The 23,733-nt window shown below is 35.9% G+C and carries 17 protein-coding genes; 4 read left to right on the top strand and 13 right to left on the bottom strand.

Annotation, left to right across the window (positions count from 1 at the left end; all coding sequences use genetic code 11):
• Positions 1–986: 986 nt before the first annotated feature.
• Together HAV12_RS11245 and HAV12_RS11240 are read left to right on the top strand one after the other, a co-directional pair.
• Positions 987–1,841, top strand: a complete 855-nt coding sequence (locus HAV12_RS11245; RefSeq protein ID WP_171569746.1) for an SPFH domain-containing protein — start codon at positions 987–989, stop codon at positions 1,839–1,841.
• A 3-nt stretch (positions 1,842–1,844) separates the two neighbouring features.
• Positions 1,845–2,015, top strand: coding sequence for an Arc family DNA binding domain-containing protein (locus HAV12_RS11240; protein ID WP_082564369.1), 171 nt, complete (start codon positions 1,845–1,847; stop codon positions 2,013–2,015).
• A gap of 592 nt (positions 2,016–2,607) precedes the next feature.
• Here the strand turns inward: HAV12_RS11240 and HAV12_RS11235 are convergent.
• From HAV12_RS11235 to HAV12_RS11195, 9 genes are all read right to left on the bottom strand, one after another.
• Entirely contained in the window at positions 2,608–5,724 is a 3,117-nt protein-coding gene (locus HAV12_RS11235; protein ID WP_171569745.1) for a TonB-dependent receptor, read from the bottom strand.
• Between the two features lie 882 nt (positions 5,725–6,606).
• Entirely contained in the window at positions 6,607–7,245 is a 639-nt protein-coding gene (locus HAV12_RS11230; protein WP_171569744.1) for a 2,3-diphosphoglycerate-dependent phosphoglycerate mutase, read from the bottom strand.
• Positions 7,246–7,366: 121 nt separating this feature from the next.
• Positions 7,367–7,945, bottom strand: a complete 579-nt coding sequence (locus HAV12_RS11225; RefSeq protein WP_171569743.1) for a peptide deformylase — start codon at positions 7,943–7,945, stop codon at positions 7,367–7,369.
• Between the two features lie 55 nt (positions 7,946–8,000).
• Positions 8,001–9,461 carry a M17 family metallopeptidase gene (locus HAV12_RS11220; protein ID WP_171569742.1) on the bottom strand — a complete coding sequence of 487 codons (1,461 nt, stop codon included), beginning with the start codon at positions 9,459–9,461 and terminating at the stop codon, positions 8,001–8,003.
• Positions 9,451–10,053: a peroxiredoxin gene (locus tag HAV12_RS11215; RefSeq protein ID WP_240345269.1), complete on the bottom strand. Its 603-nt coding sequence runs from the start codon at positions 10,051–10,053 to the stop codon at positions 9,451–9,453. Before HAV12_RS11215 ends, HAV12_RS11220 begins: the two co-directional genes overlap by 11 nt.
• 28 nt (positions 10,054–10,081) lie before the next feature.
• On the bottom strand, positions 10,082–10,546 hold the full coding sequence (locus HAV12_RS11210; protein WP_171569740.1) for a tetratricopeptide repeat protein: 465 nt from the start codon (positions 10,544–10,546) through the stop codon (positions 10,082–10,084).
• Position 10,547: 1 nt separating this feature from the next.
• Positions 10,548–11,138 (bottom strand): superoxide dismutase, encoded by a 591-nt coding sequence (locus HAV12_RS11205; RefSeq protein ID WP_370528497.1) that lies wholly within the window; start codon positions 11,136–11,138, stop codon positions 10,548–10,550.
• 800 nt (positions 11,139–11,938) lie between these two features.
• A complete protein-coding gene (locus tag HAV12_RS11200; RefSeq protein ID WP_171569738.1) occupies positions 11,939–12,592 on the bottom strand; it encodes a metal-dependent transcriptional regulator in 654 nt (217 codons plus the stop codon).
• Positions 12,593–12,656: 64 nt separating this feature from the next.
• The gene (locus HAV12_RS11195; protein WP_171569737.1) at positions 12,657–13,613 is read right to left on the bottom strand and encodes a hydrogen peroxide-inducible genes activator; all 957 of its coding nucleotides are present in this window, start codon (positions 13,611–13,613) and stop codon (positions 12,657–12,659) included.
• Positions 13,614–13,705: 92 nt separating this feature from the next.
• Between HAV12_RS11195 and HAV12_RS11190 the strand changes: the two genes are divergently transcribed.
• Positions 13,706–15,229 (top strand): catalase, encoded by a 1,524-nt coding sequence (locus tag HAV12_RS11190; RefSeq protein WP_171569736.1) that lies wholly within the window; start codon positions 13,706–13,708, stop codon positions 15,227–15,229.
• A gap of 10 nt (positions 15,230–15,239) precedes the next feature.
• The gene (locus HAV12_RS11185) at positions 15,240–15,767 is read left to right on the top strand and encodes an ankyrin repeat domain-containing protein (RefSeq protein WP_171569735.1); all 528 of its coding nucleotides are present in this window, start codon (positions 15,240–15,242) and stop codon (positions 15,765–15,767) included.
• Between the two features lie 257 nt (positions 15,768–16,024).
• Here the strand turns inward: HAV12_RS11185 and HAV12_RS11180 are convergent, their stop codons facing one another.
• The 4 genes from HAV12_RS11180 to HAV12_RS11165 form a co-directional block, all read right to left on the bottom strand.
• Positions 16,025–17,161: an alkaline phosphatase gene (locus HAV12_RS11180; RefSeq protein ID WP_240345268.1), complete on the bottom strand. Its 1,137-nt coding sequence runs from the start codon at positions 17,159–17,161 to the stop codon at positions 16,025–16,027.
• A gap of 563 nt (positions 17,162–17,724) precedes the next feature.
• Positions 17,725–18,696 (bottom strand): tartrate-resistant acid phosphatase type 5 family protein, encoded by a 972-nt coding sequence (locus tag HAV12_RS11175; protein WP_171569734.1) that lies wholly within the window; start codon positions 18,694–18,696, stop codon positions 17,725–17,727.
• Positions 18,697–18,906: 210 nt separating this feature from the next.
• Positions 18,907–20,649 (bottom strand): RagB/SusD family nutrient uptake outer membrane protein, encoded by a 1,743-nt coding sequence (locus HAV12_RS11170; protein ID WP_171569733.1) that lies wholly within the window; start codon positions 20,647–20,649, stop codon positions 18,907–18,909.
• A gap of 16 nt (positions 20,650–20,665) precedes the next feature.
• Positions 20,666–23,635 (bottom strand): TonB-dependent receptor, encoded by a 2,970-nt coding sequence (locus HAV12_RS11165; RefSeq protein WP_171569732.1) that lies wholly within the window; start codon positions 23,633–23,635, stop codon positions 20,666–20,668.
• Between the last annotated feature and the right edge of the window lie 98 nt (positions 23,636–23,733).

Genomic DNA, 23,733 nt, shown 5'->3' with positions numbered 1-23,733 from the left:
GTCGCTTCAATAGCCAATCGGTATGTAGTTTAAATAAATACATTTTACGCTTAAATAGAACAATGAGTAATTGAAATGAAAAAACTCCAAAATCAAATAGCGTTAGAGATGGCGACTTATGTTGGTCGATAAAATCTTCGAACCATAAAATTATATTGCTATCATCAACAAATTTTGACGTTCATTTTCTAAAATTATTTATTTAATTTTAAATATTATTTGAATTCAATTTATGACTAATAATCTCATTATGCTTGAGAATTTCATTCTGATATAATGTTCTTCTAAAAATTGAATTTTATTATGAAATATCGTCTTTATAACATTTTAACCTCTACAGGGCATTAAACCGATTAAAAACATATTTTTAAAATTTATCTTACAATATATTCTTAAAAATATGCCAATTTCTTTAAATCTTGCATAAAATGATTTGGAATTTGTATCGTAGAGGTCACCCTACGGGACATAAAAACAGTAAAAACCTACAAAAAAAAGTATCCTAAATTTTACAAAAAAGAGATAAAAAAGTCCGTTTCATAAATGGACTTGAAGATCATAAAAGTAAATAATGCTAATTACACTTCCATAAATTAAGTTTCCAACTATTACCAAGTAAAATTGATTTGAGGTACAAGTAAGATACAACGTAAAAAAGTGCAATTCTACACGACTAAGATTTATTTTGCTCACAAAATCATTAATGAAAATTTATGGAAAAATCCCAATGATTAATTCGGTTCAAATCCCGTTCCCGCTACTACGACAAAGCTTCAGAGAAATCTGGAGCTTTTTTTGTTATTAGTACTTTTAGATTTTCTATAGGAACAGAAACTTCAAATCTGTGTTATCGGCATTATTTATACTTTAATTCCACCTCTTCTCTTATTTTTGAACTTATAAGTTATATTAAAAAATTTGTTTTTGCATTAGAATATTACATATCTTTATGATATCAATTTAATATCATTTAAATATTACTTATTATGAAAACAGAAAAAGTTTTAATACCCTTTAATGGCTATTTGGTCATTGTCATTCTATTATTATCAATCACTACAGCCTTTTATGGCTTTATCTCAAACAACGTTATATTAGCAGTAGTTGCACTTCTGCTATCTGTTGTTTTAACAAAGGGTTTTATTGTAATAGGTCCCAATAGCTCAAAAGTCTTATTGTTATTTGGAAATTATAAAGGAAGTATTAAGCAAAGTGGTTTATTTTGGGTAAATCCACTTTATAATAAAACTAGTTTATCTTTGCGTGCTAGAAACTTTGAAAGCGAAAAAATTAAGGTTAATGATAAAATGGGGAATCCTATTTTAATTAGTGTTATATTAGTTTGGAAAGTTAAAGATACATTTAAGGCTACGTTTGAAGTTGACAACTATGAGACATTCATTAGAATTCAAACGGATTCGGCTGTTCGAAAACTTGCAGGTTCTTTTCCATATGACCATTTTGAAGATGAGAGAGCAACCGTAACATTAAGTACTAATTTTGATGATGTTAACATTGCACTTGAACATGAAGTGACGCAACGATTGGAAATTGCCGGAATAGAAGTAATAGAATCTAGAATAGGATATCTAGCTTATGCTCCCGAAATAGCTCATTCGATGTTACGACGACAACAAGCTTCGGCTGTGGTTGCGGCACGTCATAAAATTGTAGAAGGCGCCGTGGGTATGGTTGAGAGTGCTTTAAAACTTTTAGCCGATAAAGAAATTATAGAATTTGATGAAGATAGAAAAGCGACAATGGTAAGTAATTTAATGGTTGTACTTTGTGGCGATAGTGAAACTAAACCTGTAATAAATACCGGTACTTTAAATCAATAAAAGATGTCTGAAAAAAAGTCATTTGCATTAAGAATTGATTCAGAAACGATGAAAGCAATTGAAAAATGGGCTAGTGATGAATTTCGTAGTGTCAATGGTCAGATTGAGTGGATGCTTAATAATAGCCTAAAGAATGCGAAAAGATTAAAGGAAAAAAATGAACAAAAAAAATAATGGAAGTGATACCTTTTTTTCCACAAAAATTTAAGACGGTGTTTAAAGATATTTCACATATTTAAGTTTCGTGGCAGAATCGTGGCGCAAGAGTTTTTGAAAAATAGAAATTCAATGTTGATAAGCAATGCATAATTTGGGTTCGAATCTGCAGCTCTACAAATAATTGAAAAAAAGAAAAAAAATAGAATGCAGAGTTTTGTGGCAGAATCGTGACACAGTTGTATTTTGAAAAATGGAAACACAGCAAAATTAAGTACTAGTGAGCTTAGGTTCGAAACTGTATATTATAAACGCCAATAGAAGACGCGTTTACCTTGATGTTATCAAAATGTCGTTGCTTCACTAACTATTTTATCAAATTCAAAATGGCTTAACTAACTAAATCAGGATCTTTCAAAGCGTTATCTGTGTTACAAATCTACCTCATGATTAGCCTAACATTGCAAATTTATGCTTACTTGCAAACCATTTTGTTGAATAACAGTTCTGATTACAAAGATATAAGTTTGATTTTTTTTGACGAAAATGTATAAAAAAAACGTCAGCAATTGAATGCTGACGGTCTCTCTTAGTAAATGAATTACAAAATTTAGAAACTAAAACTTAATCTTGCAAAAACAAAGCGTCCGTTTTGACCAAATTGAGATACATTTCTGGAATATACAAATTGATTTTGATTGGATAAGTCGATAGCAGTTGCGGCCGGGGCATACGTGACATTTCCACCTGCATCAACACCAGTAGCTCTTCTTGCCGTTTGTGGCGCTAAATTTTTGTCCGGATAAATGTCAAGAATATTATTGGCACCAATTACGACTTTGGTAATAGCAGAAATTTTAAAACCAACAGAAAAATCAGTAATAATTTTACCTCCCCAAACAGGATGCTCATTTTCTACGGCTTTGCCATTTACAATAGTCGCGCCTACAAAACCATCACCATTTACATCCGCGACGTTTGGATCTGTAACTTCTCCAAAATAAACATTTCTCAAAAAGAAATCTAATTTTTTATAAGTAAGATTGTTGGTCAGGTTTACTTTTACTCTTGGTATCGCTTCTTCCAAATAAATTCTGGATGATTCAGAAAAATAAGTATTTACCTGACCTGCAGCTTCAAGGACTGGTGAGGCATGAATTTGGCCTACCTGACGGGTCTTCGAAAAAGTTCCTGATAAATCATTTTTCAGAGTCATATTTTCATTTAAGTTAAGCTTGTTGGTAATCACAACATCAATTCCTTTTGATTCGGTATCTATGGCATTGGCAAAGAAAGTTGCCGCATTCGCACTCGCCTGATCATATAAAGGCTGCGTAACTGGTGTTGGAGTAAATTGATCTGTAAGTACAACTCTGTCGTCTATTTTTATGTAATAAGCATCGGCAGTTATGGTAATATTCGCAGAAGGAATTTTAGCCGTAAATCCGGCGCTGTAACTTGTAGATTCTTCCTGTTTCAGTTTAGGAATTCCTAGAAGTTCGGCAATTTTAGAATCATTACTGAAAGTTCCTACTTCAAAAGGAACGCCTCCTGTAAATTGCGTAGCTGTTGATTCGTAATAAATTTGGTGTAAAGAAGGCGCTCTAAATCCAGTTGAAAAAGCACCACGTAAATTGATATTATCTGTTAATTTATAACGAGTTGCTATTTTATAATTGGTTGTATTTCCAAAATCAGAATAATTTTCAAAACGAACAGCGCCATTCAATAACCACTTATCCGTAATATCCCATTCTAAATCTGTGTAAAAAGCATAACTGTTTCTATTTTCTTCTTTTGCATTTTCTGCTCTGTATCCCGGAAAAACCTGAGCTCCTCCAGGCCTTGCAGCGCCAAAGAAGTCAGTAACCCGAATATTGGCTGGAGTTGTTCCTGTAACGACATTTTCATTTATATCATATTGATTGTAAGAATCAGGAACTCCGGCATTAATTCCGTATGTTTCATAACGGTATTCAGCACCAAAAGCAACGTTTAGTGTGCCGAATTTTTTACTCATATCAAAATTCGTAGTGTTTTGGGTAAAACGCAAACCTCCTGCATCAAATTCATCGGGAGAGCCCTCTCTTAAGGTTGCATTTACGGTGTTTTCTATATTATAATCAAAGGCATTTCGACCATACGTATTACTCAAATCAAAATTCCAATCTTTGAAAATGGTTCCTCTTAGCCCTGCTGCCGCAGAAAGATCATTTATTGTCGAATGAATTTCAGGTAAAAAACCATCTAAATACAAGCCTGTGTACGATCTGGATTGATTAGGTCTTCTGTAAAAGCCGGCAGATTCACCTTCTCTGTAACTGGTTCCTCCAAATACATAAACTTCCAATTTGTCATTTATAGGATAAGCAGCATTCAAAAAGAACTGAACACTTTCAAACGAAGACTGACCGATTCTCATATTAAAATTCTTTCTTTCAAGATTTCTATACGCTAGTTCTCCATCGGTGGCATCAAAGTTTAAAGCGGTTTGCAATTGCGGAATAGTGGTCGCATTGCTGATCGCAGTTTGTTGTGCCCCTGTAAAGTAGCTTACTTGCGGTGCATATCCTTTTATTGTATTGATGATTTGAGTAGAATTGGGTGTGTTAGAAATATTTCCAAAAAGAGAATTGATATTAATTCCGTCTTCCGAAGCTCTTTGTTCAATAGCGTTATAAGCATTGTAAATTGTACCTGTTGCATCATTAGCCCTGCTCGTGGCATCGCGTAATTGTAAGCTTCCTGTTAAGTTAATAAAGCTTTTTTCTTTACCTAAATTTGTACCATAGTTTAGATCCAATTGATAATGGTTACCGTCATTACCGCCTCTGTGATCGTTCGCATTTCTCGAAAAATTACTTCCTGAAAAGAGATTGATATCGAGTTTTTTAGTGTCTTTTTTTATATTAAGATTGATCACGCCCGCAATCGCATCTGATCCATATTGAGCAGAAGCTCCATCTCTTAAAACTTCAATTTTTTCAAGGGCAAAAGACGGAATAGCATTGAGATCTGTCCCTACAGATCCTCTTCCCGGCGTCCCGTTAATGTTTACCAATGATGAGGTATGTCTTCTTTTTCCATTTAATAAAACCAATACCTGATCAGGACCTAAACCTCTTAATTGCGCAGGGTCAAGATGGTCAGTTCCATCAGCTACAGTTTGGGTATTGGAAGTAAACGAGGGCGCCACCATATTCAAAATCTGATTTAAATTGGTTTGTGCACCTTGCGTAGCAATATCTTTCATTGCAATTACATCTATAGGAACGGCTGATTCTGTTACTGTTCTGGTAGGATTACGCGAGCCAATAACAACTACGTCTTGCAGCGTTTCACCATTTCCTCCCGATAATGTAATATTTACAACAGCTTCGTTGACAGTTACGTTTTTTGTTTCTAAACCTACATACGAAAATTGCAGAACATCACCAATTTTGGCTTCAATAACATAATTTCCGTCAATATCGGTTACGGCTCCTTTTTTGGTACCAACTACCAAAACGCTAACACCAGGTAAGGAAGCACCAGTTTCGTCGGTAACTTTTCCTTTTACAATATCAATTTCTGTTTTTTTAAAAGTTGAATTTCTGTTTTTTTTGCTGTCTAAATTCTCAGCAGCGTTTACACTAACATCAGTCAAAATAACAACTACAATAAATAAAGGAAAGGTTGCTTTTTTGAGTCGAAAGAACATTCTGTTTGTCAATAAATCGTTTTTCATAATTTTTATATTTGTTACTTATTTTAATCTTGAATAGAAAAGCAAAAAAGGTGTATAAAGTATTTCTGAAAACTTTATAATTATAAAAAATGAGGATTATAATTATTTTTGAAATCTATTTTAAAAAAACAAAAATTAAGAGCGACTTAAAATAGTTTTCTTTTTCCAATATTTTAGAATTGGTTTTCTTAGCAATTGTTTGTACGTTATTCATGCTACTGTATTAAAAATACACTAAAAATACTACATTTCTAATTATAAAAGTATGACAAAATTCTTAATTTTTGTCAAAAAACTAGATTATTTTCAATAAAAAAGCAATCGCGTGATATGTTTTTTAGAACTGCTTTGGATTAATTTCGGCGATCTGATCAAAATCTTCTTTTATCAAATTTTTAAGCATAGCTGCTAACATGTCTTTTGCAGAACGGCGATTCCGCACCACATAAAAGTCAGTCAAAAGAATTTTATAAAAGAAGATTTTAAAATTTTAAGTACATTAAATTTTGTGGCAAAATCGTGGAACATTGCATTTTGAAAAAGTAAAAGCACAGCAAAATAAAATTATAAGAAGTTTAGGTTCGAAACATTATACAGTCTGATCAATTTTCTAATTGCAACTAAAGGGCCCCCTCTATTTTATTAGGGAGTTTGCGAAAGCCCGTTCCATCAATAAGTTCTGGATAATTGCTGTATTGTGATAAAAAGGTTATCTATTAAGTATCTTAAGAAACTGTAGCAGAACTAGAACTAAAAAAGAAAACCGCAATTATCACTAATTGCGGTCAACAACCAAAAAAAATAAAACAAAATTAAAAATGAAACTCACAAGGTTGTTTTTTACTTTTCTTAGTACAACTTAAATGTATACATCTTGAGTTTCTATTGTGTATCCAGCGGAGAAATCCAGCTGCTTGTCACCGTTTCAAAATTTCCATCGTTTTGACATTCATCATCAAAAATGTAAATCAGCGGCTTTCCTGTTGCAATTTCCCATTTCAGAATTTCCTCGGCAGAAAACTTTTTCAGATACATAATCAGTGCCCTGAGACTGTTTCCATGGGCTACAATCAGAACATTTTTCCGCTCCCGCAATACAGGTCTTACATGGGATTCAAAATAAGGAATTACCCTGTCACAGGTATCTTTAAGACTCTCTCCGTTGGGCGGAGCGGTCTCAAAGGATCTCCTCCATATATGAACCTGTTCTTTTCCATATTGCCGGGCAGTTTCATCCTTGTTAAGCCCTTCCAAATCTCCATAGCAGCGCTCATTTAAAGCCTGGTGCCTGTAAACTGGAATCTCCTTTAAACCACAGACCTCTTGTATAATGCTTAATGTATGGTTTGCCCTTACCAAAGTTGATGAAAACGACACATCTATTTTTTCGCCCTTCAACAGCATCCCTGCCATATGAGCTTCCCTTTTACCAAGTTCTGTAATATCGACGTCCTGCCATCCTGTAAAACGATTTTCCAGATTCCACTGTGATTGTCCGTGACGAATTAATATTAATTTCATGGCAAATAGTTGTAATTATTAATTGAACTCATTCCTTTAGTAATTGTAAATTTTTAGATCCGGTTTAAATATTGTTATTAAAAATTGATGAAATCCTCCAAAGCTGCCTTTTAGCTCCTTTTTAGAATTTCATTTTATAAGGCGTGTATACTTTTCCCTTTAACAATAGTTTGAGTCTGGTTTCCAGCAGCATTTTGAAACCCGGCTTTAGCCTATTGATATACAGCACACCTTGTGTGTGGTCATATTCATGTAAGATTACACGCGCAGTCATGCCGCTGAATTCTTTTTCCACAAGTTCAAATTGCTCATTTTGATACCGTACATTGATACTCCACGGACGACTGACTTTTCCTGAAAGATACGGCACGCTCAGGCATCCTTCGATATCTTCCCACTTTCGATCTGATTGACTGATGATTTGAGCATTGATAAATACTTCACGTATTCCTCTGTCTCCGGCTTCAAAAAATTCATCTGTCTCACTCTGATTCATATTGCAGTATAAAAGTGCACTGTCTACAACAAATAATTGAATGGGCCTTCCAATCTGAGATGCTGCCAGACCACACCCACAAGCGTCTGCCATGGTTTGCCACATATCTGCAATGAGAATATTTAAATCCGAAAAGCCCTTTTCAACGTGCTGTGACTGTTTTTTTAGTACTTGGTTTCCGTACCCGTAAATTGGTAGATTCATTGCTGTAATTTTTATTTATGTTATCTATATTTTCATAAGACCAATCCTTACAGCATTAAAAATGTACCTTACAGCTAAGAACATTACATTTTGTTTCGATAAAACTGTATAACAGTCTTACTGGCACACCTGTTGCTCCTTTTTGCCTGTATCCGGCGGCTTCTTTTAAAAAAGCTGCTCCGGCAATATCTAAATGAAGCCATGGAAAATGAGTAAAATGCTCCAGAAATTTTGCTGCTGTACTCGCTCCGCCCACTGGCCCTCCAATATTCCTGAAATCAGCAATGTCGGATTTGAGCAAAGCGGCATATTCTTTCCACAGTGGTAATTCCAACAGCCTTTCGTACACTTCTTCTCCTGTTATTTTTAAAGCGTCCATCTGCTGCTGCTCGTTACCGAACATTGCAATGCCGAACGAGCCGGTAATTGCTGCCGAAGCGCCAGTAAGTGTGGCCACAGTAAATACAAGTTCAGGATCAAATCTTCTGGCGTATGTAAGGGCATCGGCCAGCAGTAAACGTCCTTCGGCATCCGTATTATCCACCTCTATTGTTGTACCATCCATGACCGTGATAATATCATCAGTAACCATAGCCTCAGATGAGATTTTATTATCGGTTGCCGGTATTAATCCAATTACATAGTAAGGCAGTTTGTTCCCAGCTATTGCAGCAAGGGTTCCCAAAACAGCAGCACCTCCCGCCATATCGCATTTCATGCCAGACATGGCACCTGCTGCTTTAAGAGAATATCCGCCCGTGTCAAACATGACACCTTTACCTATTAGTACCAGTGGTCTGGCATTTACAGCCCCGTCAGGTTTATAAGTTAAAACATTGAAAGTAGGCGGTGTATCGGATCCCTTATTCACAGCAAGCAGACCACCCATCTTCAGTTCTTCGATTTCCTTTATGCGCAATATCTGGGCTTCAAATCCAAAAAGCAGTGCTGCCTCTTTTGCCTTCTGAGAAAACTTCAGCGCATCCATATAATTAGGAGGCTCATTGACCAGTGTTTTTGTAAATGATATACATTGAACAAGCAGGGAAAGCTCTTTAATTTTCTCCTTTGAAAATGATCGATTGCGCACATATACTTTAAATACCGATTTTTGCTGAGCTGTTTTGTATTTGGTGAACTTATAACTGCTTAGTAACATACCCTCCAGCAATACATAACGGTCTTTGGGTTGAAGCTCATCCAGTCCGCTGAATACTGCCGACTGTGATTGTTCCTTATCGAGTGTTTCATATATAAGAGCACCGGCAAGTCGGATGCTCTCGGCATCTTTCTTTGGAATGATAATAATAAAGCTTCTTTTATCCCCTAAAGAAGTAATCATCGTAACTTCATTTTTTGAAAATGCCCTTTTTATGTTTCTGTCGAGGGTTTTTTGAAAATCGTAGCGGGCCGCCTGCTCCCGGCTGGCCATTATGGCGATATGATCTGCATCAGCAGGAATATTTTGTTTCCTGAGGTAGGATCTAAGTTCCACATGCAGGTAATCAGGCAACATTATCCTGCTTCAATTTGGAAGTTAGTGTTTCTTCACCTGCTCTCCAGCCGCAAGCAGTAAGCTCCTCTGTTTGCAAAGCATGAAGTATACGAAGCACCTCATCGACATTTCTGCCGACATTCATTGGATAAATACTCAGCCATTGTATAATCCCGTCGGGATCGATTATATAAGTCGCCCTGTAGGCTACCTTTTCTTCCTTATCCAGTATCCCCATTGCTTCGGCTAATGATTTCGAAGTGTCGGCAATAAGTGCTATAGATAATTTTGCCAGACCAGGATGACTCTGTCTCCAGCCCATATGCACATATTCAGAATCTGTTGAAGCCCCAACCACTGTGGCGTTTTGCGCTGCAAATTCAGCATTGCGTTTATCAAACTCCATAATTTCCGTGGGACACACAAATGTAAAATCCTTGGGCCACCAGAACAATACTGTCCACTGTCCTTTCCCTGATAGTGTTTTATTGTCCATTGTGATGATTTCATCACCAGTGGCTTTACTTACCACAGCCTTTTTGGAAAATTTGGGAAGTTTATCCCCAATGGTAAGAGGCCCTCTTTGTATCGATTGATTTTGTTGTTGATTCATAAGTTCTTTAACTGAATTGCACATAGTTCTAATTGATTTTTATAAAATTGTTCTTTTTGAGTTGCTCTTTTAAGACTTTAAACAACTGCTCCTGCTTGTCCTTTTTGGTATGGGTTTTCTCCGCAAAACGTATGTAAGCAAGGGTAGCCATTCTGAGTTCGGATTGTAATTCATCGGGCTTTACAAGTGGATTAACTGCCAAATGAAGCAGGTAGTAGACCACACGCTTTAGCATGTTTTCGGCCTCTTCTTTCTTACCCAGATCCTCATAAGTGTTAGCCAGATTATTGCACGAAATGATATATACCTGTATAAAGGGGATCTTCAAACGCAGACAGTCCTCTACATTATTATTAAGAATCTCAGCCCTGTAAAGTGCATCTTTGTAGCCTGATAATGCCTTTTCAAAATGCCCCTGGTTAAAAAACTCATTATTGGAAACCGTAAGTGATTTCCAGTGATTTTCTATATGTTGTATACAGGAGTCGTTCATCTTACTTTAAATTTTGATTGGCAAAATCCCAGTTTACTATATCCCAGAAAGCTTCAACAAATTTTGGACGGGCATTTCGATAGTCAATGTAATAAGCATGCTCCCAGACATCAAGAGTTAGAATCGGTTTTTTATTCTGGGTTAGCGGTGTGGCTGCATCCTTCATGGGTAGTATTTCCAGCTTGTTCTGCGCATTCAGGGCAAGCCATGCCCATCCGCTGCCAAACAGCTTAACGGCTGTTGTGGAAAACTGTTCTTGAAAACGCTCAAAACTTCCAAAATCCCGATTAATCAAATACCCTATATTTCCGCTGGGAAGCTTTCCGCCGTCGGCAGACAGGCAGTTCCAAAAAAAACTGTGATTCCAGTGCTGTGCTGCATTATTAAACAAAACTGTGTCATTTTCAATAAAAGCGGTTTTAATGATCTGCTCAACAGTTGCTTCTTCCAGTGCCGTGTCTTTCACTAATCCGGCAAGATTGTTTACGTAAGCTGCATGGTGCTTCCCGTAATGATAATCAAATGCTTCCTCAGTAATAATAGGTTGGAGTGCATTTTTGTCATACGGGAGCGCTGCTAATTGTTGTGTAATTTTCATTGTTTTCTGTTCTTTAATTTTAAATTATAATCCTCTTTTTTATCCCTCTTTACATAGTTTTTACCATTTTTATTTACAGCAAGCAGACTACAAATTATATCTCTTTAATTAACTTTTTATCTGACTTTATAAATAAGAAAAGTTTGATTTCGCTGTCCAAAATATAAATTTTAGATAAGCAAAAATAATAAGTTAGATTAATCTAACAAAATAATTTTGTATTTATTTTTTGTATTTGGGATTTTAAGGTTAAAGAAAATTTGCTGCAAATATTTTTATTAAAATACACCGTATTAATTTTCAAACACTTATATAAGCTATATGGTTGTTTTATCAAATAACAGAGTTGTAAAAAACAGACTGTCTCTACCAATACCGATTCCAGTACTATTGAATAATTTTATTAAAAGGGGAAATGTAATATAGGGGTAGAAAACCCAGCAAAGTGTGGTGAAAAATTTTTAAGTACAAAAGAAAAGTGGGCTATATCTTGTGGTTATCACCATCAAAGTAACATTCAATGAGATAAAAATAGTAGATTATAGACTCAGCAGTTTTAGTAGGTAGGGAACGTATGAAACCCCGGGCCGTCCAAAATTTTAAATAAACATAAAAGTTCATACTAGAATAAAAAAATCAAACTACGAAAAAACAGGTATCCTTCTGGTACATAATGAAACCGTGATTGTATAAGAAATAGCGAGTTTATAAGTATCTCAATAAATTTCTTATGGATAATCGGTATTAAATCAAAAGTTATTCTCAATAATTTATAACTTTTGATTTTTGTTACTTTACTTAAGTACCAGTAACATCTCACAGACCTCACGGCTTAGCACTTCTTCTCTGTTATGACCATAAGTGATGACCATACTGTTATCAAAGAGTTCCAAAAAGCGGATTTGCAGCACTGATCCAAATGGTAGTTCTTTACTGCTTAAAAATTGTAGGAGCTGCTCTGAGGATTGTTGCAGAGCCATTAAAGTCACTATATCACCAGCGTGGCACGTACTGAGAGGTAGATAATGATCTGATGCAATATTTCCATCTTTATCAGGTATTGAAGAACCATGCGGATCTATCTTAGGATAACTTAACAATTTATCCATTCTCTCAAAAAATTCAGGGGATTGAATATGCTCAATCTGCTCAGCAATACTATGAACTTCATCCCTGGAGAATCCCATTTTCTCAACTAAAAATAATTCGGTTAGACGATGTTTTCGAACAATAAGCGCCGCTTGTTTCTTGCCTTCTTTAGTAAGTTTTAGAGGTTTGTAACTTTCATATAACACCAGGTTTTTTTCTGCAAGACGCTTAATCATACTATTGACCGTAGGCATTTTTAAATCCAAATGTTTACTGACTTCGTTTACACTGGTTTCCCCACTCTGGGAAGTTAAGGAAAACAGGGCTTTGAGGTAATTTTCTTCTGTTTGCGAAATCATAACACAAATTTAGAAATAATTACCAATCGCCACAGATATCGAACTAAAATTTTCTGAAATCCCCTTATGCAAAAATGCTGTTTTGCTTCACCGGAATAATGCACATGTTTTTCTTAAGTAGCATCGTCTCGGGAATAGTTCTCAAAATGGAACTTCTTAAAGCTTCGATGGTTCTTTTTTTTGTAAAGTGACGGTAGTAAACTAGTCCGATCTCTCTGACCGGAAAAGGCGATACAAAAGTGCTGAGCTTTGCTTTTTGCGTTTCATTAAGGGTCAGTACAGACAATCCAGGCAAAATAGTTGATCCCATATTCAGATCCACCATCTGCTTCAGGGTCTCAATACTGCCCGACTGATAGTCCAGTTTCATCGTTGCATCCTCTTTTACCCGGAGCTGACAAATATTAACCACTTGATTTCTAAGACAATGACCCTCTTCTATCAATAATAATTTATTGATATTAATATCCTCAGGCTTTATATATTTTTTTGTAGCACTGTCGGATTTTAACTGCCCGTAATGGTAGAACTCCTCATAGAATAAGGTTTCCTCGTGCAACTCTTTATCAAGAAGTGGAATAGCCAGTATGGCCACATCAATATGTCCTTCCTTTAATTTTTCTTTTATCTTATCGGTTGTCATTTCATTGATAATCAACTTTACCTGCTGGTGATGGTCCATGAAGTCCTTTAGAAACAATGGTAATAAGTACGGCGCAAGCGATGGTATAATCCCAATTCTTAAATCACCCGTTAGCTCGGCTATGCTTTCCAAAACCAGCTCGCGGATCTTATGGGTTTCCTGCAGGGCTACTTTTGCCTGCTCTATTACTTTTTTTCCCATTTCAGTTGGTTGTACCGGCTGCTTACTCCTGTCAAACAAGATAACATTAAGTTCCTGTTCCAGTTTTTTAATCATTCCGCTTAATGTCGCCTGGGTAATAAAGCAGGCCTCTGACGCCTTTAAAAAATGACGGTGCTTGTCCAGAGCCACAATATATTCTAATTGCTGAATATTCATGTGTTAGTTTTTATCTAAGTTGTTATAGAAAATATCAGTTTGTATCTATTTATCTGCAAATGTACATTTGTCCAAATAAATAACAACGTATTATGATAAAAAATTTAATTTTATGTGCTTCTATCCTTTCCGCAGTAAGCGGCAGTGCACAGCAAAAACAGCTTACTACCAACACCGGAGCGTCTGTTGGTGATAATCAAAATTCAAAAACAATCGGTCAGAATGGTCAGGTTTTACTCGAAGACTTCCATCTAATTGAAAAATTAGCTTCGTTTGACAGAGAGCGTATTCCTGAACGAGTAGTTCATGCAAGAGGGGTGGGCGCTTACGGAGAATTTGTAGCATCCGGCAACTTTTCTAAATACACAAAAGCCTCCGTATTCCAAAAAGGAAAAAGCACACCAGTATTTGTTCGTTTTTCTACTGTTGTACACGGTGTAGGGTCACCTGAAACACTAAGAGATCCAAGAGGATTTGCAACAAAATTCTACACTGATCAGGGAAATTATGATCTGGTAGGAAACAATCTGCCCGTGTTCTTTATCAGGGATGCTATGAAATTCCCCGATATGGTTCACGCTTTTAAACCCTCACCGATATATAACAAACAGGATGCCAACAGGGTTTTTGATTTTTTCAGCAATATACCCGAAGGTACCCATATGTTGACACGTGTTTATTCTGACTATGGAATCCCTGCCAATTACAGACAAATGGATGGTTTTGGTGTACATGCATACAAATGGGTAAATGAAAATGGTGAAGTCACTTACGTAAAGTATAAATGGAAATCATCACAAGGAGAAAAAAATCTGACTGCAGAAGAAGCTGCTGTTATCCAGTCCCAGGATTTTCAGCATGCCACAGTTGATTTGTACGAGAATATTAAAAACAAAAATTTTCCAGCATGGGAGTTGTATGTGCAATTACTAAAAGCCGAAGATTTTGACAAGCTGGATATCAATCCGCTTGATCCTACCAAAATCTGGCCCGAGAATGTAGCACCCCTTCAATTGGTTGGAAAGATGACTTTAAACAAAATTCCGGAGAATTTTTTCCAAGAAGTAGAACAGTCTGCTTTCTCACCTGCAACATTGGTGCCCGGAATAGAACCATCAGAAGACAAACTGCTTCAGGGCAGGTTATTTTCATATCCTGACACCCAGCGCTACAGAATTGGTGGCAATTTCCAGCAATTACCTGTAAATGCGCCAAAAGTTCCAACAGCAACCAATAATCAGGACGGTGCTTTTTCTACCAGACCAGTAAATGGTGATATAAATTACCAGCCAAGTTCTACTCAAAATGGTTATGTAGATAATGAGAAAAATGAGTATTCTAAATCAACATTTACCAATGTCAGTACGGTACAGCAAAAAATCACCAAACCTAATGATTTTAAACAGGCCGGTGAATTTTACCGCAGCTTATCTGAAAAAGAAAAAGAAAGTTTGATTAAAAATCTTTCAGGTGATCTTGGTTCAGTTACCAATAAAGACGTAGTGCGTAAAATGGTTGGCTATTTCTATATGGCAGACAGCGATTACGGCAAACGCCTGGCTAAAGCATTGGGACTAACAAGAGAAGAAGTTGAAAAGCTTTTTATAAAATCATAATTAATTCAAAATGAAAAAGAGAAGTATTTACACAGTTTGCTTAATACTACTGTTTACTTCATTGGTCTCTGCACAGGAGACACTTTTTTCAGCGGCTCGCAGCAATAATACCGAAGTATTACGCGAGCTGCTGCTTAAAAATGAAGATATAAATACCACGGATGAAAGAGGAAGCACCGCTCTTATCATTGCCTGTTACAATAACAACTTAGAGGCAACAAAACTATTGTTGGAAAACAAGGCTAATCCCAATATTCAGGATAAAATGGGTAACACGGCCTTAATGGGTGTCGCCTTTAAAAGATACCCCGACATAGCGCTACTTTTATTACAGTATAAAGCGTCTATCGATCAAAAGAACGCCAATGGAGCAACTGCATTATTTTTTGCCGCTACCTTTGGGGCAGAAGACATTACAAAAATATTATTGGAAAAAGGTGCAGACTCCTCTATTCGGGACAACTACAATAAAACGGCATTGGATTATGCACTTATTCAGGAGAATGAAACTATCATAAAACTGCTCAATCCATCGTAAACTATGCATTTCTGATAAATTATAACCTATGATCGGGCTTCTACTATAAGAAATGTAGAATGAGTGGAGATTTTTAATAGAGTAAGTGCTGTTTTATTGAACAGCTCTTACTCTTTAAGTACTGCGACGAACTGAGAATAAAAACTATGAGAACATTTACCAAAATCCACAATTATATAATAGGAATCTGTTTTGCTCTGATCCTGATTTTACTTGCAATACTTACTTCTTCTTATAAAAATAATCTTTTGGATAATTCATTTTGAGTATATAACTTTCGCTAAAAAATCTCCTCTTCCATCTTTCATTGAAACTACAGCATTATCATCTAAGATTACAATTTTAGAGTTTTTGATAGTATCTAAACTGGTAAATTTATCTGAAAAAGAGTATCCTTTTTCAATCAGCATTTTAGACAAGTCTTTTCCATCTTTTCTGGCTATAAACTCATTTATTCCTCCCCCAATTAATATATCAGAAAGATTAGCAAGAAAATCATAAGCTATTGGCTCATTAGAACTTCGTTCAGGCTGATGTGTATAAAAAGCTGCAGGAGTTGCATCTGTAATATTTCCAGCAGAAATAATAGCTGTCTTGAAATTTTTCTTTGCTAACTGCTGCGTAATTAATTCTAAAGGTTTTCCATTTTCGTCAACACTGATAAATCGGTTATTGGTTTTATGTCCTGTAGCCATAGCTGTTGCTCCGGCGGCAGAATCAGTAATATAACTATCTGAAGCATAAGTTACAGAAAGTCCCTGAGTGGGAATATTAAAGAGGTTCAACTGACCTTTATTGGCGGTATAACCTGCATAAATTTGAGAAAGACCCATTCCGTCACCAATAAGCAATATTACGTTCTTTGGCTTTTTATTTTTGAAAGCAGCTGCTGAGTTTTTAGGAATGTAAGCTTCATGAAACTCTGTGTTTTGGTAGAATGTAGTTTTTATCTTTTTGATAAATTCTGCAAGTGCCGCTACATCATCAGTACCAATAAAATCAACTTTTAAATTCATCAGCGTCACCCATGTATTCACATTATCCTGGGTAGCCCAAAATCTAATTTTTTTGTGCTGATCATATACTTTTTTAATTGTTGATTGAATTTTTCCTAAATCAGCCTGTGTCAAAACGCCTTTCCCATTCCAAACGGTAAGCTCTTTTAAATCCTGACTCATCATTTCGATGCGGGCTAATTCTTCCGGCGAATAATTTTCATTCAGTCTTCCGTCAAAATAGATAAATTCCGGGTAAGATGCCCACTGAGCCGAAAGTGGTCTGTTTCCTGAAATAACAACTTTTATATTTTTGCTGGAGATTATTTCCTGAAATGTTTTTAACTGTTGTACAATTAGTTTTAAAGTTGATTCTGCATCAGACTTGATATCAATCATTAAAATCAAAGGTTTATTACCCGAATAAGCTTTTCCTCCCAAGTTTTTCAGTTTTGAAGAAAGCGGTTCTAAATATAAACTTTTAAGCGTATTGTGTTGTGCAATTTCATTTGAAGTATGAGCGACAAAAAGTTCATTATTAACTAAAAAAACATCAGCTTCAATAACACCGGCTTCATTGGAATATGCTCCGTAAAAGGGAAGCGGGGCAGCATAATCATTATGCGAATGAATGTTTGAAGAACTGTATTCCTGTGCTTGTACTAACAGGAAAAATTGGAGGCAAAAAAGGGTTATTATTTTTTTTCATTGAAATAGAATTTTATGCATTTGCAAAGCCGTAGGTAACTTTGCCTCTTTTTTTGTCGCTTTTTAGTGTCTAATTTGTCATTTATCTTTTTTACAACTGCAGACTTACGCAAAGCCTGCAGCGTAAAAAACTAATAAAAAACGCAAAACTAACTATTAATTGATTTGACTTTGACTGTCATTTTTTTATATGTACTAAATAAAAAATGAGTCCGGGTCAATAAAAGCGAACCAGATTTATTTTTGAGTGCAGTTTATTTTTTTATTTCGGTACTGTAGATTACTTCTCCTTTTTCATTAACAGCTTGTACATGCAAAGTGTCGGCTAAAACTGAAAATACCATGAAACCATATTCTGACGCAGCAAATTTGCTAAAAGGCAAAGTGTCGATTGGAGTAGCTTCAGAAGCAGATCCTGAAACAAAATAATTGGTTTTCCCTTCTGGTAATAAATGTTGTAAATCATGATCATGTCCGGCGATATAGGCATCTACTTCATATTTATCAAATAGTCCTTTTAATGATTTTCGTACTGCCTTGGTATCATAGCTTTCTCTTCTTTTTAAAGTTGCCGTAAACAAAGGGTGGTGTCCGACAACTAGTTTCCACTTAACACTTTTAGGGGCTGTTGACAAAGTTTTAATAAGCCATTTTTTTTGTGCAGTTGTATCCTGTGAGATTACATTTTTGCCGTATACTTCATTTTTATAAAATGCAGGAATTAAAGGATTCGTATCTATAAAAGCGACTAATACCTGTTGATTTGAATCTCCATTTATATTAAATGTTTTGCTGTAATAGCGGGCAGGCATATTCCAGCGACGGCTTATTTTTGAATAGGCTACCTGTGCATCCGGATTACCGGCATAATCATGGTTCCCTAAAACCGGGTACCAGTTCCAGTGAAGTGAAAAATCAGTATAAATGTCCTCATAAGAAGATTTCCATTGCGGGTCATATTCACTTGCTACGCCTACCGGGTAGAAGTTATCCCCTGTAGAAATTATAAAATCACGATTAATGGCTGTGGCAGTAAGCCCCATTTGCTTTGCTACAGGAATCTGATGATCTTCACCAAACCTCCCCCAATCTCCCATAACAATAAAATTAAGTGAATTAGGATATTTTTTAATGCTCGTATCTTTTGTTTGAGCCACAACTGCATTCACAAAAAGCATACAAATAAATACTTTACCTATTTTTCTTTCTAGTACATTTGTTTTCATTTATTTATTTTTTTTTAAAGAGATAATCTGTTATCATAATCTGATAGCCAAATGGAATAATTTTCACTTTCCAACAACTTCAGACTTCGGAAAAAATTAAAACAGGGCGTTATAAAATGCCCTGTTTTTGACAATAGCTGCCAGAAGACTACCTATTTACTGAGATGACATAAAATCGACAGCAGTCTTCAAATTAAAACCAAACTAAAATTAGTATCCTTTATTTTGTACTAAATATCCAGGAGAGTTAGAAGCCCCATCAATTGCTACCTGTGGAATTGGGAACAATCTATGATTTACATCGGTATCTGTTTTTTCAGTCCATTTATCTTCAAAATGACCAAAACGAATCTGATTGGTTCTTCTTAAACCTTCCCAGTAAAATTCGAAGCCATATTCTCTGTACAAAATATCTAAACTGATAGCAGGCAGCGCAGCAGGAATCGGAGTACGTGCAGTTCTTGACGTTCTTACCTTATTCATATCAGCCAATGCTCCGGCATTATCACCTTTTCTTAATTTAGCTTCTGCACGCATCATAAAAATTTCAGCATATCTAAGCAATACCATATCTACACTGCTGTAAAAATTTCCATCAGGAGAAGTATGGCTGAATTGGTATTTAGACACTCTGTATCCGGAATAGTGCATGCTGCCTTCCTTCGTAAAATCTACTTGCAGCGTAAGATTAACATAGCCTACATTTTTATCTGGACCGTTTCCTTTTATTTGTTTAACAGGATAAATTCTGTAACCGCCGTCGCATTTGAAAAAAGCACCATTGGCATCTTTTCTTGCTGCCCAAGGGATACCTCTCATAATCCCCCTGTCAATTTCAAATTCCTCTGCTTTAACACAGTAATAATGATCCTGATCGTTGAGTGGTGAAAATCCGGTAAGGTCTTTTAGGTTTGCAGGTACTTTTGCATTGTTTTTATAAAATCTGGAGTCAGCATCTGCAGGATCTACAGAACCGTAAGCATCAACCCAGGTCTGATAAAAATCAGATGTAATAGCCGGACCATCAGTACCATCAGCATTAATAGATTCCGGTCTTGGAAACATTGACCCCGGTATTGACCAGTAGGCCCAACGGTTATTTTCGTCTTTTAATACACCGCGCTGATCTAAAGCAAAGATTAATTCTTTATTAGAATTATTAGCGTCATCAAATAAGTCAAAATATTCAGGAGATAAAGTGAATTTACCTGAGTTTATAATGTTATCCGTATATTTAATAACCTTATCCATATCCGCATTATTAAATTGAGGTGTGCCATAAGGATCACGGTAAACAGCGGCATTTAGATATAATCTGGAAAGAAGTCCCCAAACTGCTGCCTGTGTCATTCTTCCCGGTCCTTTAGTAGTATTAATAACATCAGCCACAGACAATAACTCGCTTTCGATGTAAGAAACAGCATCTTGTCCGCGAAGTACTTCCGAAATACTCGCTGAAGATTCCTTTCTAAACACAAGTCCCCAACTGTCTAATGTCATCATATTTAAATAAGCTCTCAGGGCTTTCATTTCATAAAGTGCTCCCTGCGCTTCTGTATTCCCGCTTTCAGCAAGTGGAGTTAACACTTCGATAGCAGACAATGTTCTGGAAATATTTTTAGTAAGCTCATTCCACGTACTTGTCACCAAATCATTTGTAGGTGTAGTAGTATGTGCATGTACGGCCAAATATTTACCTCCATCATACCAGTCCGTTCCTCCTCTGTAAGGTAAAATACCTTCATCGCTGGCAATTAACTGCAAACCAAAATTGTTGGTGTGAATCCAGGTTGCTTTTAATTGACCATACGCAGGAGCAATTGCGCCACTTATCGCCTCTCCCTGCCCGCTGCCGTTCAAAGATTCATCTAATACCTTTTCTTCTAAGTCAGTACAACTCCAGGTAAATAATAAACTAAATGCAAGAGTTGCTACTATTATTTTATTTTTCATGTTATGTTATTTTTGATTAAAATGAAACGTTTAAACCAATTAAAACGGTTCTGCTTCTTGGATAACTGAAGTAGTCAATTCCAAAAGACTGAATGTCACCAACTGATGTTCCTGTATTAATTTCAGGATCATAACCACTGTACTTTGTAATCACAAATAAGTTTTGTCCTGTTAGTGAAAGGCGTAAATTATCCATTACATTATCTAGTCCGATTGATTTTGGGTTTAAATTATACCCCAGAGTTGTATTATTTAATCTTAAGAAACTGCCATCTTCCAAATATCTGGTAGAAACTCTGTTGGAGTTTGTAGAAGCTTCATTTAAAAATTCTGAAGCTCTGTCAGTAGTATTAAAAGAATTGGCAAGCTGCCCTCTATTGAATGAAGACATGGCAACATGATTGTAAATTTTATTACCTCCGGCACCATTAAAGTTAGCTCCTAAGTCAAAATTCTTATATTTAAAATTCAGATAAAAAGCATAAACATAATCCGGTAAAGCGCTGCCAGCAACGACACGGTCATTGTCAAGAATTACACCATCCTGATTTATATCTTTAAATTGATTTAAACCATCTGGACCAATTCCTGTAAACTCAACCATATAAAAAGTACCTATAGGTTGCCCATTAAGAACGCCATTTATTGTTGCTCCGGATTGTCCGCCTCCCTGCGCTCCACCTGTTGTTAATATTTTATAAGGAGAATTTTCTACTTTATTATCTGTAAAAGATATATTTCCGCCAATACTATAAGAGAAATCTTTGCTTTTGTCACTGCTGTAATCTAAAGCTATTTCAATACCGTTGTTTTTTATCTCCATATTCGGAATGTTTGTCCAATACTTTGATGTAGGCTGAATAGGATCTACAGGTGCTACCTCTAATAAAATATTTTCCGAAACTTTATTAAAATAATCAACAGTACCTGATAATCTATTATTAAATAAACTAAAATCTAAACCTATATTGGTCTGTGTTGAAACCTCCCATTGAATATTAGGATTCGATAAACGAGTATAGATAGAACCATAAGGATATCCGCTTAAGTCAGTAGTCGATGGATCTAAAGGATAAGTATCGTTTCCGGTGTTGCTTTCCGTATAACTGGCTTTGGTTATTTTAGAAGGAATCTCCTGAACACCCGTTTTTCCCCAACTCGCTCTTAGTTTAAGATTATTCAAAACCTCCGATTCTTTTAAAAAATCTTCTTTGGTAATATTCCAACCCAAAGCTACAGACGGAAAGTATCCGTATCTATTATTTTTACCAAATTTAGAAGACCCGTCACCACGTATGGTTGCTGTCAATAAATATTTGTTATCATACCCATAATTTACCCTTCCAAAGAAAGACTGGAGCTCATTTTCTACTGCAGATGAAGATTTGCTTCTAAGCTCAGTTGCTGCTTCGATTTGATTTTTGGGTTCAACTCCATTGTCCGGAAATCCCTTAAAGTCGTAGTTCTTTTGATTTACTTGTGTTTTTTGGTAAGACTGACCTGCCAAGATCGTAAAACTATGAGCCTTAACATTTAAATTATACGTTAATGTATTTTCGTATAAAATATTATTATTGGTGGTTATAATATTGTTCAATGTACTTTCAGTTGTATTAGTAGCCGAAGTATAGGGTAAAAACTGAATGTCTCTTTCAGACATAGAGTAATCTACACCAAGATTAAATTTATAGGTTAATCCTTTTATAAACTCATAAGACGGGGCAATATTCGCTAAAATACGATTGTTGTTCGTTTCATCAGAATAAAGTTTTTCGCTGATTAAAGGATTCACAGCATCATTACTTAGATTAACATTTGGTTGTCCATTAACATAAACTGCATCCGTCGGATTCATTGTCAGCATACTGCCTACTATGGTTCTGGCATCCGGTCTCGAATTTTCAAGTTTTGTTCCTGTCAAATTAAAAGCAACATTAAACTTATCGTCAAATGCTTTTTGATTTAGGTTCAAACGTCCCGAATAGCGTTTCAAATCACTATTTCGTAAAATACCTTCCTGATTATCCACGCCTAAAGAAGCTGCATACGTTGATTTATCTGTTCCGCCGCTCATTGTGAAATTAACGTTTTGAGAAACAGCGGTTCTGGTTAATTCATCCTGCCAGTCCGTATTTGCTCCGCCATCCTGTAAAGTTCCGTTTACGGCAACAACCTGTTTTCTAAATTCATCAGCACTAAAAACATCAACTTTATTGGCTAATGTTGAAAATCCCGTAGTCATAGAAAGATTTATTTGCGTTCTTCCTTTTGATCCTTTTTTGGTCGTAATAACAATTACTCCATTACCACCCCTTGCACCATAAATGGCAGCTGCAGATGCATCTTTAAGTACTTCAATACTTTCAATATCCTGTGGATTGATAAAGTTTAAAGGGTTTGAAGCAACACCGGTACCGGAATTGTCTAAAGCAAAACCATCTACTACATAAAGCGGTGTAGTTCCTGAACGTAAACTTCCAACTCCTCGAATAATGATATCCTGAGAAGCACCCGGTTCACCACTCGCAGCAACAACGTTAACCCCGGCAACTTTACCCTGAATCAGCTGTCCTGCATTGGCCACAACCCCTTTATTGAAATTTTCACTTTTTACCGAAGAGATAGCCCCTGTTACATCAGATCTTTTTTGAGAACCGTAACCTACAACTACTACCTCGTTTAAGGTACTAATCTCTTCAACTAAAGAAACGGTCAGTTTTTGACTGCCCGAGAAAGAAACCTCTTTTGTTTGAAATCCTACATAAGAAAAAACTAAAACACCATCATTTTGCTGTGTTTTAATATTAAAATTCCCGTCAAAATCTGTTGTGACAGCTCCTTTTGGTGATCCTTTAACGTAAACAGAGACTCCTGGTACGGGTATTTTTTCAACATCAGAAACCACGATTCCCGATACAGTTCCCTGCGCATAGGAAAATGATATACATCCTAAGGCAAGAATTAACAATGCGTAAATTTTTTTCATTTAAATACTTTTTTAGTTTTGCCAAAAGTATTTTATGAATCTTGCCAAATGGGGTGATTTTGATTCATAAAAGAGGATTTTAGATTCAAATTAGGATA

This window comes from Flavobacterium sp. CLA17 (genome assembly GCF_013112255.2).
Taxonomy (GTDB): Bacteria; Bacteroidota; Bacteroidia; order Flavobacteriales; family Flavobacteriaceae; genus Flavobacterium; species Flavobacterium circumlabens.
Note: the sequence above shows the minus strand (reverse complement) of the source record. Positions and strands in the feature narration are given on the sequence as shown.

Bases quoted from the DNA above. Each gene is read 5' to 3' on its own strand.
- HAV12_RS11245 (WP_171569746.1), top strand. From the start codon at position 987: ATGAAAACAGAAAAAGTTTTAATACCCTTTAATGGCTATTTGGTCATT.
- HAV12_RS11220 (WP_171569742.1), bottom strand. From the start codon at position 9,461: ATGTTGCCTGATTACCTGCATGTGGAACTTAGATCCTACCTCAGGAAA.
- HAV12_RS11165 (WP_171569732.1), bottom strand. From the start codon at position 23,635: ATGAAAAAAATTTACGCATTGTTAATTCTTGCCTTAGGATGTATATCA.
- HAV12_RS11200 (WP_171569738.1), bottom strand. From the start codon at position 12,592: ATGATTTCGCAAACAGAAGAAAATTACCTCAAAGCCCTGTTTTCCTTA.
- HAV12_RS11235 (WP_171569745.1), bottom strand. From the start codon at position 5,724: ATGAAAAACGATTTATTGACAAACAGAATGTTCTTTCGACTCAAAAAA.
- HAV12_RS11215 (WP_240345269.1), bottom strand. From the start codon at position 10,053: ATGAATCAACAACAAAATCAATCGATACAAAGAGGGCCTCTTACCATT.
- HAV12_RS11210 (WP_171569740.1), bottom strand. From the start codon at position 10,546: ATGAACGACTCCTGTATACAACATATAGAAAATCACTGGAAATCACTT.
- HAV12_RS11240 (WP_082564369.1), top strand. From the start codon at position 1,845: ATGTCTGAAAAAAAGTCATTTGCATTAAGAATTGATTCAGAAACGATG.
- HAV12_RS11185 (WP_171569735.1), top strand. From the start codon at position 15,240: ATGAAAAAGAGAAGTATTTACACAGTTTGCTTAATACTACTGTTTACT.
- HAV12_RS11180 (WP_240345268.1), bottom strand. From the start codon at position 17,161: ATGATTGATATCAAGTCTGATGCAGAATCAACTTTAAAACTAATTGTA.
- HAV12_RS11190 (WP_171569736.1), top strand. From the start codon at position 13,706: ATGATAAAAAATTTAATTTTATGTGCTTCTATCCTTTCCGCAGTAAGC.
- HAV12_RS11230 (WP_171569744.1), bottom strand. From the start codon at position 7,245: ATGAAATTAATATTAATTCGTCACGGACAATCACAGTGGAATCTGGAA.
- HAV12_RS11175 (WP_171569734.1), bottom strand. From the start codon at position 18,696: ATGAAAACAAATGTACTAGAAAGAAAAATAGGTAAAGTATTTATTTGT.
- HAV12_RS11195 (WP_171569737.1), bottom strand. From the start codon at position 13,613: ATGAATATTCAGCAATTAGAATATATTGTGGCTCTGGACAAGCACCGT.
- HAV12_RS11225 (WP_171569743.1), bottom strand. From the start codon at position 7,945: ATGAATCTACCAATTTACGGGTACGGAAACCAAGTACTAAAAAAACAG.
- HAV12_RS11170 (WP_171569733.1), bottom strand. From the start codon at position 20,649: ATGAAAAATAAAATAATAGTAGCAACTCTTGCATTTAGTTTATTATTT.